We start from the raw sequence: 17,371 nt of genomic DNA on the forward strand, positions 1-17,371 counted from the left end.
GATCACCGATATTTAAATGCACTGATCAATCCATTTAAATATCGGCACCGCAAAGCGGCACCGAGGGTATATTGCTCAAAGCTAATTCTAAAGACATCTACAAACAGATACTCACCAATAAACATCCGCGAACTGGTGGGGCCAACCTCTACGACCCGGTGGGTACGCGGCCTTCGGCCTAAGCCATCCTACAGTTAGTGACTTTACACAAGCCTGCTGTGCCGCGCTCGTTGGTCTGGGGCTTAAACCCCGTTAAAACGAACACCGAGCACGAAGGGAGACAAACAGCCCTATCGTTTGGCTCGCGCCACGCGAGGGAACGGCGGAGCCGGGTTCGTATCGGGTCGCCTTTCTTTGATACTTTCTTTGGCGACGCAAAGAAAGTATCCCCCGCCGCGGGTAGCGACACCTAAAAACAGGTGCCGCAGGCACTTAAACCCATTTCACCCATGGTGGGTAGATAACCCACCCAGTTTTATTGGCAAGCTTCGCAATCTGGATTATCAATCGAGCAGAACTTCGCATCCGTCGCTGGGGTGTTATCCACTACTTCCGCCGCTTGAGTCACTGGCGTTGGGTGGCTGGTGCCATCCACGGCGACGGCGTTTAATTCGCCACCGCGACCGGTTGATTTCTCTGCCGATGTGGCTGCCAAAGTGCGGAGGTAATACGTGGTTTTTAGGCCGCGTAACCAAGCGAATTTATACAACTCGTCCAATTTTTTGCCCGATGCACCGGCCATATAGATATTGAGCGACTGCGCTTGGTCGATCCATTTTTGACGGCGACTTGCCGCTTCAACCAACCATTTCGGGTCCATTTCAAACGCCGTTGCATACAGCTCGCGGAATTCTTGTGGAATACGATCGATTTGTGCCACTGAACCGTCGAAGTATTTCAAGTCAGAGACCATCACTTCGTCCCACAAACCAAGGGCTTTTAAGTCACGCACCAAATGCTCGTTGATGACGGTAAATTCGCCGGACAAATTCGATTTCACGAATAAGTTTTGGTAAGTCGGCTCAATACACGCATCCACGCCAACAATGTTTGAAATCGTTGCTGTTGGCGCAATCGCCAAGCAGTTTGAGTTACGCATGCCGTAGGCGGCAATGCGATCACGCAACATCGTCCAATCCAGACGTGAGCTGCGATCCACTTCTAGATAGCCGCCGCGTTCTTCTTCGAGTAAGCGCAATGAGTCTTGTGGCAAGATGCCGCGATCCCACAAGCTGCCTTTGTACGAAGCGTAAATACCGCGCTCTTGCGCCAATTCAGTTGACGCCCAGTAAGCGTGATACGCCACGGTTTCCATTGATACGTCAGCAAATTCAACCGCCGCTTGCGAAGCGTATGGAATGCTCAATTCGTGCAAGCAATTTTGGAAGCCCATAATGCCCAAGCCCACTGGACGGTGCTTCAAGTTCGACGTGCGTGCTTTGCGAACTGGGTAGAAGTTAATGTCGATGACGTTATCGAGCATACGCATCGCCACTTTCACGGTGCGCGAGAGTTTTTCGGCGTCGAGCTGACCATTTTTTAAATGGTTGTATAAGTTGATCGAACCGAGATTACATACGGCGATTTCTTCTTCATTGGTGTTCAGCGTGATTTCAGTACACAGATTACTTGAATGCACGACGCCAACGTGTTGCTGTGGGCTACGAATATTACAAGGGTCTTTAAAGGTGATCCATGGATGACCAGTTTCAAACAACATGGTCAACATTTTGCGCCACAGGCCCAGCGCCGAAATCGTTTTAGCAACGCGCATTTCACCACGTGCGGCTTTGGCTTCGTAGGCGGTGTAAGCGGTTTCAAAGGCTTTACCGACTTTGTCGTGCAAATCAGGCACTTCAGATGGGCTAAACAAAGTCCATTCGCCACCATCCATCACTCGTTTCATAAACAAGTCAGGAATCCAGTTGGCCGAATTCATATCGTGCGTGCGGCGGCGATCGTCACCGGTATTTTTACGCAATTCAAGGAATTCTTCGATATCGGCGTGCCAAGTTTCAAGGTAAGCGCAGACTGCACCTTTGCGTTTACCACCTTGGTTCACGGCAACAGCAGTGTCGTTGACTACTTTAAGGAAGGGCACGACACCTTGTGATTTACCGTTGGTGCCTTTGATGTGGCTATTCATGGCGCGAACTGAAGTCCAGTCATTGCCCAAACCACCGGCAAATTTAGACAACAAGGCGTTTTCTTTTAGCGCTTCAAAAATACCGTCCAAATCGTCTGGCACAGTCGTTAAGTAGCAGCTCGACATTTGGCTGTGGCGGGTACCGGAATTAAATAGCGTTGGCGTCGAAGACATAAAGTCAAAGCTCGACAGCACATTGTAAAACTCAATGGCGCGCTCTTCACGATTCACTTCGTTCAGCGCCAAGCCCATGGCCACACGCATAAAGAACACTTGCGGCAGTTCAATGCGTTGATCATTGATATGCAAGAAATAACGATCGTATAGCGTTTGCAGGCCAAGGTAGCCAAACTGGTAATCGCGATTATGATCCAAGGCGGCAGCGATTTTGCTTAAATCGTACTGACCGAGTTTTTCATCGAGTAATTCAGCCGCAATCCCTTTTTTGATAAATTGTGGGAAATACGTGGCGTAGCGTTCAGCCATTTCTTCGTGGCTGGTTTCAGCGCCCAAAACTTCACGACGAATGGTATTGAGCAATAAACGCGCCGTTACCAAGCCGTAGGCTGGATCGTTCTCAAGGAAAGTACGCGCTGCCAATACGGCTGATTTACGCAATTCATCGGCAGACACACCGTCGTACACGTTTTTGAGCATTTCAGCCAAAATAACGGCTTGATCGGTGTATTGCTCAAGGCCGGTACATGCCGAGGCGATTAAGGCTTTGACTTTGTCTAAATCGAGCGGACGCAAGCTGCCGTCTTCAAATAAAACATTAATTTGGTGTTCTGGCTCGCTCTCGTGACGTGCAGCGGCGCGTTCACGCTGGCGTTCACTGCGATACAACACATAAGCGCGGGCAACGTCGTGCTCGCCTGAGCGCATCAAAGCCAATTCAACTTGGTCTTGGATGTCTTCGATATGAATCGCGCCACCTTCTGGCTTGCGACGCATCAAGGCCGACACGGCAGAATCCGTCAGCAGATGCACTTGATCGCGCACGGCGGCACTCGACGCGGCATGGCTGCCTTGCACAGCAATAAATGCTTTGCTTAAGGCGACCGAGATTTTCGATGGTTCGAACGCCACCACCGAGCCATTGCGGCGAATAATTTTATAATTTGCGTAGGCCGCGGCATCAAGTGTGATGTGAGAAAGTTTCGCTGTATCAGTCATTCGTTCACCAGTCGTGCAGCTAGCGGCTAAATCAAGCTCGCCACGCTGCTTGTGGATAATTTTGTGGGTTATTTGTGCAGAAAACACTACATCTTGTGTTGCCCTCTGCTTATAGACACAAATACTAGGGTAAAGAGGGGATCTGGTGCAAGTGGCCTGCTCTGTGCTAGTCGATCAATGGCGGCAATAAAAATCAAAATCCTTGTATGGCTTGATTTGATTGGCGCAGCAAACAAAAAGCATACAGACAGCGGGTTGCAAGTTTGCAACAAGAACAGTCCCGCCCACTCATTGATACTCATTGATAAATCAGCAGACACAAAAAAAGACAGCCAAAGCTGCCTTTTCTTCATTCATCACCAAATGATTTAAATCTTAGTGGTGGTGACCATGCGCGCCGTGTACGTGACCGTGCGACAATTCTTCGCTAGTTGCATCGCGCGAACATCAACTACTTAGCCAATAAATGGACTCATGCCGCCGTAGGTACAAAAAAAGACAGCCAAAGCTGCCTTTTCTCATTCATCACCAAACCATTTAAATCTTAGTGGTGGTGACCATGCGCGCCGTGTACGTGGCCGTGCGACAATTCTTCGCTAGTTGCATCGCGAACATCGACTACTTAGCCAATAAATGAACTCATGCCGCCGTAGGTACAAAAAAAGACAGCTAAAGCTGCCTTTTCTCATTTAAATCACCAAACCATTTAAATCTTAGTGGTGGTGACCGTGCGCGCCGTGTACGTGGCCGTGCGACAACTCTTCGCTAGTTGCATCGCGAACATCGACTACTTAGCCAATAAATGAACTCATGCCGCCGTAGGTACAAAAAAAGACAGCTAAAGCTGCCTTTTCTCATTTAAATCACCAAACCATTTAAATCTTAGTGGTGGTGACCGTGCGCGCCGTGTACGTGGCCGTGCGACAATTCTTCGCTAGTTGCATCGCGAACATCAACTACTGAAGCGACAAAGCGAATGCTCATGCCAGCAAATGGGTGGTTACCATCAACAGTGACAGTGCCGTCGTTGATTTCAGTTACGCGGAACAAAATCACATCGCCAGAAACAGGATCATCCGCTTCAAACATCATGCCCACTTCAACTTCTGGTGGGAACACGTCTTTGTCTTCTTCACGCACCAATTCTGGCTCGAATTCGCCAAAAGCGTCTTCAGCTGACATAGTTACTTCAACAGTGTCGCCAACGGCTTTACCGTGCAAAGCTTCTTCAACCAAAGGCAAGATGTTGTCGTAGCCACCGTGCAAATAAGCAATTGGCTCTTCGGTTTTGTCGATTTGTACGCCTTCTGCGTTGTACATTTCATAGTTAATGGTCACTGCGGAATTTTTTGCAATTTGCATTGTATTTAGTCCTGATAGTTAATGAATCTCGATCTGTTTGACGAGTTCTAGTATTTCAGCCGCATGGCCTTTGGGGGTCACGTGGTAGAAAGCATGCCGAATGATGCCCGTTTGATCAATCACAAACGTCGAGCGGTCAATACCGTATCTTACCATGCCCTTTGCTTCCCATCGGTGTTGCGCATGATACAAGGCAATCACTTCGCTCTCGGCGTCCGAGAGCAGCTCAAATTCAAGCCCGTGCTCATCAATAAATGACTCGTGCGCCATACAGTCATCTCGGCTCACACCGAGAATAACAGCGCCATATTTCGCAAATGCTGCAACACGGTCAGAAAACTCAATCGCTTCTAAAATACCGCCTGGCGTTTTGTCGCCATTAAAAAAATACAGGATAACAATTTTTTTACCCAAAAAATCAGCCAGTTGTACCGTATTCATTTGTGCGTCCGGCAAAGCGAACTGTGGTGCAACATCTCCAGAATTCAGCATAAATACTCCAGTCAGTGCGATAATTAGACTTCTTATTTTCCGTTATAGTCATCAGCCATGCGTAAAACACTATTAGGCGCCATCTCACCCGAAGAATTTTTACGTGAATATTGGCAAAAAAAACCTTTGCTCATTCGCCAAGCGTGGGCTGACTTCCCAGAAATCATCGACTACGCTCGCCTAGCCGAACTGGCCGAGCGCGACGATGTGCAATCGCGATTAATCGAATACAAAAATGAGCAATGGAAACTCGAAAGCGGGCCATTTACTCCGTCTCGCCTAAAGCGACTTGGCGAAACTGATTGGACTATTTTGGTCCAAAGCGTGAATCATTTAGTTCCGCATATTTCTGAATTATTGTACCGCTTTAATTTCCTACCTTACACGCGTCTTGATGACTTAATGATTTCTTATGCGCCGCCCGGTGGCACGGTTGGCCCACATTATGATTCGTATGATGTGTTTTTATTGCAAGTGGGTGGCAAAAAGCGCTGGCAAATTTCCAGCGATGATGCCAGCGGCTTTATCGAAGACGCGCCGATTCGCGTGCTAAAAGATTTTAACCCTGAGCAAGAATGGATTTTAGAGCATGGCGACATGCTGTATCTGCCGCCACAATACGCGCATTACGGCGTGGCACTTGAGCCGGGCATGACTTATTCGATTGGTTTTCGCGCGCCAAAGACACAAGAAATCGCCGTCAAATTTTTAGAGTATCTGCAAGACGAAATCTGCCTTGACGGTATGTACGCCGACCCTGATGCAACGGTAACCAATGTACCGGCAAGAATTGACGAGCAATTTACCGATCGCATCAGCCAAATGCTGCAAAACATTCAATGGAATGATGAGCGCGTGAAAGACTTTATTGGTCGCTACTTTACAGAGCCGCCACCGCATGTGTTTTTTGATCAAACCGAAGAATTGCTCGATTTTGATGATTTTGCTGCCGCAGTGGCGACATCGGGCGTGATGCTCGACCTAAAAAGCCAAATGCTCTACAGCGACGAGGCCATGTTTATTAATGGTGAATTACTAGAGTGTCCTGCTGAGGCAATTAATGAATTACAAACACTCGCAAATAATAGACAGCTTGAAGCTGGTGTTTATACTGAAGGTCTTATAGAAACCTTGTTCACTTATTATGAATATGGCTACATCACCCTCAAACCGAGCGGCACTGACACCGTTTGATCGCAAGCTGGATTATCAAACAGCACTGCTCAACGTTTTACGTTTAGCGCAGCGCGAGCTGATTCTTTGTGAGCGCGACTATTGCGAAAGCGATATTGATAGTCGCGCTTGCCATGATGCGCTGTGGGCTTTTTTTACTGCGCCCTCACCCGGGCGATTAAAAATCTTGGTGCAAAACGCCGATTTTTTGGCCACGCGCTGCCCGCGCCTATTGCAATTGCGTGATCGATTTTCACATTTAATTGAAATACGGCAAGTCACGACTTTTTCTTACGGGCAAGAAAAAGGCTTTGTCATCGCTGACCGACAATTTTTTATGCAAAGACATCATTTTTCGCACTTTCGTGGCGAGACTGGGGAAAACCCGCACGTCGTCGCGAATTTGCAACACGATTTTGCCCTACTCTGGGAGCAAGCTAGCCCTGCAGATAGCCTGCAACGCCTTTATTTATAAGGCTGTACACGCGGTTACACGAAGTAGCGAGATTCAATCTAAATACCCCCTGTTTTTGCCGCTTGGGCACTAGCCATTTTGTTCTGCAGTGCTTAGAATTCGTCCTGTCGGTTGTGTGAACAACTTAAGAAATTTATTTGAATCAAGTCAGCAAAATAGTTTGCTGTTTTGCTTTGAAATTACCCTCACTTTTTAGCTAAAAGGTCTTAAAAATGAAACAAACTCTACTCGTTGCTGCTTTGTTGGCTGTTGCTTTGTCTGCTTGCGGTAAAAAAGAAGAAGTAGCTGCTGATGCTGCTTCTGCTGTTGTTGAAGCAGCTTCTGCTGTTGAAGCAACTGCAGCTTCTGCTGTTGACGCTGTAGCTTCTGACGTTGCTCAAGCAGCTTCTGACGTTGCTTCTGCTGTTGAAGCTAAGTAATTAGCTCTTCGCAGTATAGAAAAACCGACCTTTAGGTCGGTTTTTTTACGTCTGTAAGAAATACCGCAATGCCTCCCCTGCACCATACTGCACGCGCGCGCCTAGGCATGCTACGATTCGCTATCTATTTGTTTTCACCAATCGCTTTGAATTTGCCGGCCAGTATTTAATCGATGCAATTGCCGACTGTTTGATATAGCTTTGGTAAGTATTGCTATCTAAGCCTCATAAGGAATACCGTTGTGACCGATACCCATATTAATGTCGATCAAGCTGAGATCGAGAAATTTTCTGCTCTTGCGCATAAATGGTGGGACAAAAGCAGCGAATTCAAACCCTTGCATGAAATCAACCCATTGCGCGTCGGTTTTATTGAGCAATACGCCGGCATCAAAGGCCTCACCATGCTGGACGTGGGTTGTGGCGGCGGCATTTTATCTGAAGGCTTAGCCGAACGCGGCGCCATCGTGACGGGCATTGATTTGGCCGAAAAATCACTTAAAGTCGCAAAATTGCATTTATTTGAGTCGGGTTTAAGCGTTAATTACCAAAACATCCCCGTTGAGCAACTGGCCGCTGAGCAAGCAGAAAGCTTTGATGTGGTCACTTGTATGGAAATGCTGGAGCATGTGCCATCGCCCGCCAGCATTATCGAAGCTTGCGCTCGCTTAGTTAAACCGGGTGGCTGGGTGTTTTTTTCAACACTCAATCGCAATCCAAAGTCCTATTTACTCGCCGTGCTTGGCGCTGAATATGTACTCAATATGTTGCCGCGCGGGACACACGAATATAAAAAATTTATTAAACCGTCCGAATTGGCGCGCATGACCCGCGCCGTGGGCTTAAATACCGTCGCCATTACCGGTATGACGTACAACCCAATCACCGACATTTACAAACTAAGCGATGACACCGATGTCAATTACATCGTCGCCACGCAGAAAAATGCATGATCCGCGCCGTTTTATTTGACCTCGATGGCACCGTGGCCGATACCGCGCCCGATTTGGCTGGCGCACTCAATCGACTACTACTGGAAGAAGGCCGTGAGCCGCAGCCTTATGCGGCGATTCGCCCCTTAGCCAGCCACGGCGCACGCGGCATTTTGGAGCTAGGATTTGGTTTTACACCGGATGACGCCGAATATGCGCCTTTACTCGCGCGTTTTTTCGATCATTACCAGAACTATGTTTGCCAAGACACAGTGTTATTTGATGGGATGAGCGAGTTAATCACGCAGATTAACGCGCGAGGTTTAGCTTGGGGGATTATCACCAATAAGCCGATGCGCTTTACCGACCCATTGATTCAATTACTCCCCTTACCTATTGCGCCAGAGACCTGTATTTCTGGGGATACGGTAGGCATACCCAAGCCAGCACCTGAACCTATGCTGCATGCTGCGGCCCAACTGGGCATTGATCCGGCCCATTGCCTATATGTTGGCGATGCCGAACGTGATATTGAAGCGGGACGCAATGTAGGCATGACAACGGTACTGGCCAATTATGGCTATATACGCGCGTCTGATCAGCCACAAAGCTGGGGCGCAGATATCCAGATTGAACACCCGCTTGAATTACTCAACTACTTACCGCCGCTACGATAAGCGCAATAGCGCTCGACTCAGCGGTGAATCAACAGCACCGCTGAGCGAAAGCCATTTAACGAATCAACTCACTCTCTTGCTGTGTGGCCTGCAATTGCCGCAGGCCAATCAGCACTGGTTGCAACGCATCCACCACGATGGCTAACTGCTTAGCAATCTGCTCATTGGATTGCTGCTCAATACACGCTTGCTCAAGCTCACCCGCGAGCTGTTGAATCTGGCGAGCACCTAAATTAACGGCCATACCTTTTAAAGAGTGCGCGCAGCGCATCGCCGCATTCGGATCGCTCGCCATTTGTGCCGTGGCAAAATCAGTGGCAAATTGACTAATGCTATTGGAAAACAACAACAATAGTTTCATATACAAGCCTTCATCGGACATGCAGCATGCCAAACCACTGGCCGCATCAATCCCCGGCAAATCATAAATGGTGCGTAACGGAGCCGTTGCAGCAGGAACAACCGCATCTTCCACCCCGGCAGGATCCGCCAACATGCGATTTTTTTGCGGACTAATCCAGCGCGCAATGGTGGCGAACATTTCGGCAATATTGAGCGGCTTGGCAATATGGTCATTCATCCCTGCAGCCAAGACCTTATCGCGATCCCCCGCCATGGCATTGGCCGTCATGGCAATAATTGGCAAATGCGACCATGCTGGTTGATTGCGAATGATTTTCGTCGTGGCGTAGCCATCTAGTATCGGCATTTGGCAGTCCATTAAAATCCCATCAAAGTCAGACTGTTTAGCCAAAATATCTAAAGCAATCTGACCGTTTTCTGCCAAGCACACCTCGATGCCGGCTTTTTCTAGTAGCGCAATCGCCAGCTCTTGGTTGAGTTCATTGTCTTCAACCAACAAAACCCTAGCGCCGTGCAGTTTTAGCATGGCCTCACTTTGCGTTTCGGCTCTTTGCTCTAAGCGCGTTTCAGCCAGCTGCCCTTTATCTAAAGCCAAACCTATGGCCTCTAATAAAGACGACCTTGATACTGGTTTACTCATCACTCCCCGCACACGCGCACCACACTGCTCTGCCATTGCAGTCACATCTTGACCATAGGCAGAGATTAAAATCATCGGGGGCAGGCCACTGGCAAACGCCGATTGCAGCTGCACAATACATTGCAAACCATCGAGCATCGGCATCTTGTAATCCATCAAGACCAAATGATAAGGCTGACCACCAGTCATTGAATTGGCGATCATACCAATCGCTAAATGACCATTACTCACTTGATCTATTTGCATGCCAAAACTACCCACCATGCGCGCCAAAATTTCTCTGGCAGTTGGATTGTCATCGGCAATTAACACGCGTAAACCAGATAATTCTTCAGCGAGAAACATCCGTTTAGGTATTTTTTGGCTCGCTTGTAAACCAAAGAAGGCATGAAAATGAAACGTTGTTCCGACGCCTTCTTGGCTTTCTACCCAGATCCGGCCATTCATTAATTCAACCAGTTTTTTGGAAATCGCCAAGCCTAAGCCCGTACCACCATATTTACGGCTGGTGGAACTATCGGCCTGACTAAACGATTGAAATAATTTGTCACACTGGGCGGCACTCATCCCGATACCCGAATCACGTACCCAAAAATGCAGCTCAATCAATTCACTGTCGGCACTGATTTTTTCTATCCCAACGACAACCTGTCCTTTTTCGGTAAATTTAACCGCGTTATTCCCCAAATTAACTAAAATCTGACCTAACCGTAATGAATCGCCCACCAAGGACATCGGCAAATCCATCGGCACTTCAAACAATAACTCAAGCCCTTTATCTGATGCCTTATCGGCAACCAGATTAGCCAAATGATCGAGCACATCCTCTAAACCAAAATCAGCTAATTCCATATCCAGTTTGCCGGCTTCGATTTTAGAAAAGTCTAAAATATCATTGATAATGCCCAGAAGATTTTCAGCCGCTTTATTCACCTTACTCACGTAATTACGCGCCTTGGCTTCGAGTGGCAACTCTAAAGCCAAATGTGACATGCCGATAATCGCATTCATGGGAGTACGAATTTCGTGGCTCATATTGGCTAAAAAATCACTTTTAGCGCGAGTCGCTTCTTCGGCAGCATCTTTGGCAATTTCTAGCTCGCCGGTACGCTCTTCAACCAAGGCTTCTAAGTTGTTTTTATATGCATCTAATTCTGCATACGCGGTTAGATTTTCAATCGAAATCGCAGCTTGCGCTGCGAGCCAGCTAATGGCTTGGCAACGTTTCACTGAAAAAACGCCCTCAACCGAACCATGCTCTAAATACAGTACACGCTGCGTTTTTCCTTGCCGACCAATCGGCATACAAAGCAAAGATTTAATTTTTCGGGCATGTATCTGTGGGTCATCGGCAAACTCAAGCGCTTGGCTGGCGTCTTCTAAAACAATTGCTTCACGCGTGTTGTTAACCAAGCGAATCACCGACTCGACCAAACCCGTATCTGCTGGCATGGAACCGGCAGATTCTTCGATAGACAAACGATTATCCAAATCTAAGACAATGCAACCTTGCTCGGCACCGGATGATTCCAAAATGATTTTTAACAATCGAGACAACAAGCCATCGAGCTTGCTTTCGCTGGAGATGGTCTGCACTGCGCGTAAAATGGCCAAGACATCAATAGCGTCCAAACCAAATTCATTGCTCACCGTATTGGCGGTTCTCGCCAATTCTATTTTTGGCGATAAGCGAGATTTCACTCGGTGCGCTAGCGCCAATGCTTGGCACTCAACATAGGCTTGTAGTGCTTGCTCTAGTGCTAATGTCGATGCGGCAGTATTGCGCCGACGCTGGTGCATTTGCGCCATTGTTTCATTGAAAAAACCCAGATTCAGCAAAAAACAATGATGTTGCGCACTATGAATCGCTTGCTGGCACAATGATATGGCTTGCTCTTCTTCGCCATCTAAATCCGCCAGTAAAGCACGCAAGAAAAACAATTTATCTTCAACATTTTCAGCGCAGCCTGCTGCATAAACCGACTGATAAAAATCCTCTATTTCTTTTAATTCAGATATTAATTGCGCTCGACTATTTGACTCAGCGGCTCTAGCGTTCCCTGCCAAAGCCACACCATGCCAAAACGGATGGTGCAAGCTCAACAAATACGTTGCCGGCCACGCAGTTCGTACGCTGGTATATAAACGAATGGCATCATCGAAACGCCCTTCCAGGGTATACAACATCATTCGACAAATATTGAGGCCCGCAATCGTAATCGGTACTGCTTGCCATGCTTCGATAAAAGCCGCCTCCGAAAAATCACTATGGTCCAATACACCTAAGCCAGCGGTATCTCCATGTAAGGCGGCGGCGGTTGCAGCAAATGGCAAACTCAAGCTACTCACAAAAGGCAGCTCATTACTGGCACAAAAATTGAGTGTTCTTTGGGCGGTGGATTGTAAATCTGTCACGTCTCGGCATAAAAACAAACTAACCCAAGGTATGCCGACCAACATATAGCCACCATACAGCGGATCATGCGCGCGCAATGCAACGCTATATCCTTCATTGAGTAGCGGAACAGCTCGCTGAGCAGGTTCGGCCCAATGCGTAATATTCCAACCGTGATAGGCTAAGCAGCGTTCATAGCCATATAAATCATAGGTTTTGCTATTGCTATTAAGTAAGCGAATACCCACATCGGCTATTTTGCAGGCATCTTGGTATCGGCGATGGTGCGCAATTAATGCAATACCCAGCAATGTAAAAAACATCGGTGAAACCCGCGTATAGCCATAGCGTATCGATCGATTAACACCAATGACCGCAATCACCGAAAAGAACGGGAAATTCACAAAAATAGCCGGCTCAGAAACCTGCGATAACACTTTAAGTACCGCATCATGCGCCGCATCGTCACTCACTGCCACATCATCAAGTGATGAATAAGATTGCGTATGCATCGTTGCTTCAAATTGCTCAAGCTCCTGCTGATATCTTTTCATCAATGCAGCAGCATCATTCAGCGGCGGAATTTCAATGCCAAATAAAGCCAAGGCTTCGCGACCCAACTCATTGATTTCTGCCAAGCGACTATCGTGATTTAAATTGGCAATGCGTAAAAAATACAGCTCGACTTGCTGCAAAGGCGTTTGAGCATATTGCTCAAGCAATTGAATATAATCAGTAAATCGATCAAATGACCCTGCCAATTCAAAAACTTGCGCCGCATTTAAATACAGCGCAAATGACAATTCAAAATTATTCTCCGAAAACGCGTCGCCCAATAAAGCAATGCCAGTTTCTAAATAATTAAGCGCAGCCTGATAAGCCATTGCTTGCCTAGCTTTCAGCCCAGCTTGGAAATTTAACTCTGCAAGCTGCAAACGTTCATTCGGCAAACTAATTAAATGCTGGGCTGCATTGAGGTGATCAACGATTTCAAATAATTTAGGCTCAATATCACTTGTTATCATTCGTTCAAGCATCAAACGGCCAATTCGCAAATGCAGCTCATTGGTATATTCATCCGACTCTAAAACATAAGCGCCTTGCTGTACTCGATCGTGCAAAAACTTAAATTCATGCTTATCTTTACCATCGGTAATGGGCAGTACAATTTCTTCTTGCAGCGCTGGTGCTAACATAGTCAAAATCGTAGCTTGATCGAACTCGCCAATCATTGACAGCGTTGCCAAATCAAAACGGTTACCAATACTCGCCGCAATATTCAAAATGTTGCGCGTTTCTGGCGGTAGACGCCGAATACGGCGAACCATTAAATCAATGACATTTTCAGTATGAGTGAGTGCTAAGGCGCGGGATTTAGACCAAACCCACCAGCGGCGCTGCGGATGAAATGACAAGATTTTTTCATCATACAACTCCTGCAAAAACTGCCGTAAAAAGAACGGATTACCTTGTGTTTTACGCATTAACATATCGTAAAACAGTGGCAAATCATCTAAGCCCGGAAAACTATCACAAACCAATTCAGCCAAATGTGCAGTAGCAAGAGGCCCTACGCTTACGGTTTGAATCGCCACGCCTTTCTTTTTAAGTTCAGCAAACATCAAAGCCAATGGATGCTGCTCATCGACTTCGTTGTCGCGATAAGCACACAAGACCAATAAATGACCCACATTTCCTTCAGAAAGGCAGCTTTGAATCAAAGCCAAGGAGGCAAAATCAGCCCATTGCACATCATCTAAAAACAATACCAAGGGATGATTTTCATTCGCAAATGCCTTTAATAACGCGGTAAATGCCATATTAAAGCGATGTTGACCTGCTAGCCCTTCCAAAACGCAAGGCTTAGCTTGCGGACCAATAATTCGCGTAATATCAGGAATTATTTCAGCAATCACGGCGCTATTTTCACCAAGCGCCTCAAGCAAAACCTCTCTCCATCGCGCTAAATGCGCTCGATCGCCCGATAAAATTCGCCGCAATAAAGCGGTAAACGTTTCGATCAGCGCAGAATAAGGCACTTGTCGACGAAATTGATCATGTTTACCCTCCACCATCGCACCGCGCGATGCGGCAACAGCGCCCCGCAAGCTACGCACCAACGTAGTTTTACCGATACCCGAATAACCGCCAATGGTGCATAACCCCCCCTTACCTTGGCAGGCTTGCTCAAAAAGTTGCTGTAGTTGTGCTACATCAGCATCACGTCCATATAACTTGTTAGAGATAATAAAACGGCCTGATTCATCGTGCGTACCCAGCAAAAATTCCTCAACCGAACCCGATTGCATGCGCTGCAAGCATTCACGTAAATCAGCACTTAATCCCGCAACAGAGGCGTAACGACCCATCGTTGGTTTTTCAAGCAGCTTTAGTACTATGCGGCGCAATATTGGCGGCACAGCCTGAGCATTGGGCATTGTTGCAGGTGGTAGCGCCAGATGAGCATGTACTAACGCCAGTAAATCATCAGCAACAAAGGGGGGAGCATCATTAAGCCAGGTATACAGTAAACAGCCCACTGAATATAAATCACTGCGCGGGCTGACTTTATCCCACATCCGCCCAGCCTGCTCGGGCGATGCAAAGCATAAATCCTCAACACTAATTAGCTCAGATCGCATTGCCGGCGGCGCAATCAAACCAACTAAACGATCCCCATTAAAGCGCAAATTAGCCAAAGTAATCGCACCGTGAAAATTGCCATCGGCATGATAAACACTCAGATGCTCGAGTAACTCAAGCGCATTTTCAAGCGCCAAAATAATCTGCTTCATAAGCCACCTATGGCATGTCAAATATCAAATCACACGGCAAAGCGAATAGCACCACCACCACTTAGTTAGTGTAGTCAGAATTTGTCACTTTTAAAGGCAGCAATACAACAAGACCTAGTCAACAAACGCAAAATTAAAGTAAGAAACAAACAGAATTGACCTCAAGAAGCACAGAACCTCGGTTCCATTCGCAATGAAATGCACATAAACAAAGAAATAAACCTTTGATATCAACGCCCCTAGGCTTAAGTCCAATCAGTTAGCGCGTGAACTGCTAGCCCAAAGCAAGCATAAGCAGGTATAATCGCCCTTCTTCTTGTCCAACTTGAAGACTACCGATCGGGGGCGCCATGGTTTCGACGGGGGTTGCAAAGCGGGTGAGGGCATGTCGGGATCGCAGATTCCCGTTAAACACTGTATTTATATAGTCGCAAACGACGAAACTTACGCTCTAGCCGCTTAATCGCGCTAGACTCTACACCACAGGGTCCATCGGGTGGGCTGGGTCAAACCAGCAGTAGAGTCATTAAGATGGAATCGCCTTAACTCGGGTTACTTGGGTTGGGGTTAAATTTAGGTAACTCGCTCTCCTCAAGCCTGCCCATCGGCGTGAAAGGGAGTTAAAATCCAAAAGATAAGGCTAAACATGTAGAACTCTTCGTAGAGTGCTTCCGGACGGGGGTTCGACTCCCCCCGCCTCCACCAAACACTCGTTCCACCAAGTACGTAAAAGTCCTGAAACCCGCATAAAGCCTAGCTTTAGCGGGTTTTTTGTTACCCACCACATCCGAACTCGTCCGACCCAACCCAGTTGTTTTAGGGATACGTTTAGGGGTACAGTATGCCAATACCCCATTCAATAGCGAGGCCGTACCCCTATGGCACGTCAAACTAAACCCCTAAGCTCAACAGAATGCTCTAGCGCTAAGGCTAAAGAAAAAGACTATCGCCTTTATGATGGCGGCGGATTATTTCTTTTAGTCAAAAGTAATGGCTCAAAGATTTGGCGCTTCAAATACACCAAGCCTAATGGTACAGAAACCCTGATGTCTTTCGGCGAGTTCCCCGTTGTAACTCTAGCCAATGCCCGTGGCTTTCGTGAAGAAGCCAAGTCATTGCTTGCCAACAGCCTAGACCCCATTGAAGAACGCAATAGAAAAAAAGAAGCGGCTCGAACAGAAAATATTTGTAGCTTTGAAATTATCGCTCGTGAGTGGTTTGAAAGAGCGATGGCTGCCAAGTCTAAAAGCCATAGAGACCGTACAATCAACCGCCTTGAAAGTGATATTTTTCCTTGGCTTGGCAAAAGAGAGATATCCACTATCGATGCTCCAGAACTACTAGCATGCTTGCGCCGCATAGAAGAGCGCGGAGCTATAGAAACGGCGCATAGGGTACGCTGTGTTGAGGCGTACTGAATTTTGACCAGCGATGCGCGTTGAATTTTAACCAGGCGTTAGCGTCATCCACGGCATGGATGACTGGTTTTAGCGTACTGCTTTTCTCCTCTTTTTTACAAGCTTTAAAATAATTCGTCGGCGCTGCTTGGCTGCTCTTTTTGTCGCTCTCTTTCCTGTATTTTAAGTTTGGCACTGGCGCTACTTTGCTTAAAGCGCCATGACTCATTACCTGTTTCGATGATATGGCAATGGTGCGTCAGCCGATCCAGTAAGGCCGTGGTGAGCTTAGCGTCGCCGAACACATTAGGCCACTCCGCAAAGGTCAAATTGGTGGTGATGATCACGCTGGTGCGCTCATACAATTTGCTCAGCAAATGAAACAGCAGCGCACCGCCCGCTTGTGAGAAAGGTAAATAGCCCAATTCATCCAGAATCACCACGTCCATATGCATCAGGCTATACGCCAATTTACCTTGCCTACCTGCAGCCTTTTCTTGCTCAAGTCGGTTGACCAATTCCAGCGTGGAATGGAACCGTACCCGTAATTCTTGTTGTTGGATGCCTGTGATGCCTAGCGCCGTCGCCAGATGCGTTTTGCCCGTTCCTGTACCGCCAATCAATACAATGTTATGGGCTGCTGCGGCGTATTGACCTTGGGCGAGCTCACGAATTAAGCTTTCATCAACTTTGGATTGGCTAAAGTCAAAGCCCGCCAAGTCACGATGATGTGGGAAGCGAGCGGCTTGCATTTGATAGCTAATCGAGCGCACATGCCGATCGGCATGTTCGGCGCGAATCATCTGCCGCAGATAAGCATCAAGGGTATTGGCCTCATGGCTAGGGCTGGATTGGCGTATGTCGGTATACGTCGATGCCATGCCGTGGAGCTTCAGCTGTTTTAGTTCAGTGTGGATGTCGAGCTCCAT

The 17,371-nt window shown here is 47.4% G+C and carries 11 protein-coding genes and 1 other RNA gene; 7 read left to right on the forward strand and 5 right to left on the reverse strand.

The features are described from left to right. Positions 1 to 475: 475 nt before the first annotated feature. The 3 genes from K4H25_RS11220 to K4H25_RS11230 all read right to left on the reverse strand — a co-directional run bounded on the left by K4H25_RS11220 (position 476) and on the right by K4H25_RS11230 (position 5,176). The gene (locus K4H25_RS11220) at positions 476 to 3,322 is read right to left on the reverse strand and encodes a ribonucleoside-diphosphate reductase subunit alpha (RefSeq protein WP_221020591.1); all 2,847 of its coding nucleotides are present in this window, start codon (positions 3,320 to 3,322) and stop codon (positions 476 to 478) included. 882 nt (positions 3,323 to 4,204) lie between these two features. Beyond that, positions 4,205 to 4,684 carry an FKBP-type peptidyl-prolyl cis-trans isomerase gene (locus tag K4H25_RS11225; protein WP_221020592.1) on the reverse strand — a complete coding sequence of 160 codons (480 nt, stop codon included), beginning with the start codon at positions 4,682 to 4,684 and terminating at the stop codon, positions 4,205 to 4,207. A gap of 18 nt (positions 4,685 to 4,702) precedes the next feature. Continuing rightward, positions 4,703 to 5,176, reverse strand: coding sequence for a peroxiredoxin (locus tag K4H25_RS11230; RefSeq protein ID WP_173534472.1), 474 nt, complete (start codon positions 5,174 to 5,176; stop codon positions 4,703 to 4,705). Positions 5,177 to 5,233: 57 nt separating this feature from the next. On the opposite strand from K4H25_RS11230, the gene K4H25_RS11235 reads away from it, so the two are divergent. From K4H25_RS11235 to K4H25_RS11255, 5 genes are all read left to right on the forward strand, one after another. Beyond that, positions 5,234 to 6,370, forward strand: a complete 1,137-nt coding sequence (locus K4H25_RS11235) for a cupin domain-containing protein (protein ID WP_221020593.1) — start codon at positions 5,234 to 5,236, stop codon at positions 6,368 to 6,370. Continuing rightward, positions 6,321 to 6,824, forward strand: a complete 504-nt coding sequence (locus tag K4H25_RS11240) for a DUF7931 domain-containing protein (RefSeq protein ID WP_221020594.1) — start codon at positions 6,321 to 6,323, stop codon at positions 6,822 to 6,824. The genes K4H25_RS11235 and K4H25_RS11240 overlap by 50 nt, the downstream gene beginning before the upstream one ends. A gap of 212 nt (positions 6,825 to 7,036) precedes the next feature. Then, a complete protein-coding gene (locus tag K4H25_RS11245) occupies positions 7,037 to 7,243 on the forward strand; it encodes a hypothetical protein (protein WP_173534475.1) in 207 nt (68 codons plus the stop codon). Between the two features lie 242 nt (positions 7,244 to 7,485). Beyond that, positions 7,486 to 8,196, forward strand: coding sequence for a bifunctional 2-polyprenyl-6-hydroxyphenol methylase/3-demethylubiquinol 3-O-methyltransferase UbiG (gene ubiG, locus K4H25_RS11250; protein WP_255587562.1), 711 nt, complete (start codon positions 7,486 to 7,488; stop codon positions 8,194 to 8,196). Further along, the gene (locus tag K4H25_RS11255) at positions 8,193 to 8,852 is read left to right on the forward strand and encodes an HAD family hydrolase (protein ID WP_221020595.1); all 660 of its coding nucleotides are present in this window, start codon (positions 8,193 to 8,195) and stop codon (positions 8,850 to 8,852) included. Before ubiG ends, K4H25_RS11255 begins: the two co-directional genes overlap by 4 nt. Positions 8,853 to 8,907: 55 nt before the next feature. Here K4H25_RS11255 and K4H25_RS11260 read toward each other — a convergent pair whose 3' ends face one another. Then, a complete protein-coding gene (locus K4H25_RS11260; protein ID WP_221020596.1) occupies positions 8,908 to 15,045 on the reverse strand; it encodes a trifunctional serine/threonine-protein kinase/ATP-binding protein/hybrid sensor histidine kinase/response regulator in 6,138 nt (2,045 codons plus the stop codon). Positions 15,046 to 15,386: 341 nt separating this feature from the next. Between K4H25_RS11260 and ssrA the strand changes: the two genes are divergently transcribed. Further along, positions 15,387 to 15,750: a transfer-messenger RNA gene (ssrA, locus tag K4H25_RS11265) on the forward strand. A gap of 173 nt (positions 15,751 to 15,923) precedes the next feature. Continuing rightward, a complete protein-coding gene (locus K4H25_RS11270) occupies positions 15,924 to 16,463 on the forward strand; it encodes a phage integrase central domain-containing protein (protein ID WP_221020597.1) in 540 nt (179 codons plus the stop codon). Positions 16,464 to 16,567: 104 nt separating this feature from the next. Here the strand turns inward: K4H25_RS11270 and istB are convergent, their stop codons facing one another. Next, complete coding sequence (gene istB / locus K4H25_RS11275; RefSeq protein WP_221020598.1) at positions 16,568 to 17,371, reverse strand: IS21-like element helper ATPase IstB; 804 nt, start codon at positions 17,369 to 17,371, stop codon at positions 16,568 to 16,570.

It is taken from the genome of Deefgea piscis (genome assembly GCF_019665785.1).
In the GTDB taxonomy this organism is placed as follows: Bacteria; Pseudomonadota; Gammaproteobacteria; order Burkholderiales; family Chitinibacteraceae; genus Deefgea.

Excerpts from the sequence above, each read along its gene's own strand:
- K4H25_RS11220 (WP_221020591.1), bottom strand. The coding sequence starts at position 3,322 with ATGACTGATACAGCGAAACTTTCTCACATCACACTTGATGCCGCGGCC.
- K4H25_RS11225 (WP_221020592.1), bottom strand. The coding sequence starts at position 4,684 with ATGCAAATTGCAAAAAATTCCGCAGTGACCATTAACTATGAAATGTAC.
- K4H25_RS11230 (WP_173534472.1), bottom strand. The coding sequence starts at position 5,176 with ATGCTGAATTCTGGAGATGTTGCACCACAGTTCGCTTTGCCGGACGCA.
- K4H25_RS11235 (WP_221020593.1), top strand. The coding sequence starts at position 5,234 with ATGCGTAAAACACTATTAGGCGCCATCTCACCCGAAGAATTTTTACGT.
- K4H25_RS11240 (WP_221020594.1), top strand. The coding sequence starts at position 6,321 with ATGAATATGGCTACATCACCCTCAAACCGAGCGGCACTGACACCGTTT.
- K4H25_RS11245 (WP_173534475.1), top strand. The coding sequence starts at position 7,037 with ATGAAACAAACTCTACTCGTTGCTGCTTTGTTGGCTGTTGCTTTGTCT.
- K4H25_RS11255 (WP_221020595.1), top strand. The coding sequence starts at position 8,193 with ATGATCCGCGCCGTTTTATTTGACCTCGATGGCACCGTGGCCGATACC.
- K4H25_RS11260 (WP_221020596.1), bottom strand. The coding sequence starts at position 15,045 with ATGAAGCAGATTATTTTGGCGCTTGAAAATGCGCTTGAGTTACTCGAG.
- K4H25_RS11270 (WP_221020597.1), top strand. The coding sequence starts at position 15,924 with ATGGCACGTCAAACTAAACCCCTAAGCTCAACAGAATGCTCTAGCGCT.
- istB (WP_221020598.1), bottom strand. The coding sequence starts at position 17,371 with ATGGAGCTCGACATCCACACTGAACTAAAACAGCTGAAGCTCCACGGC.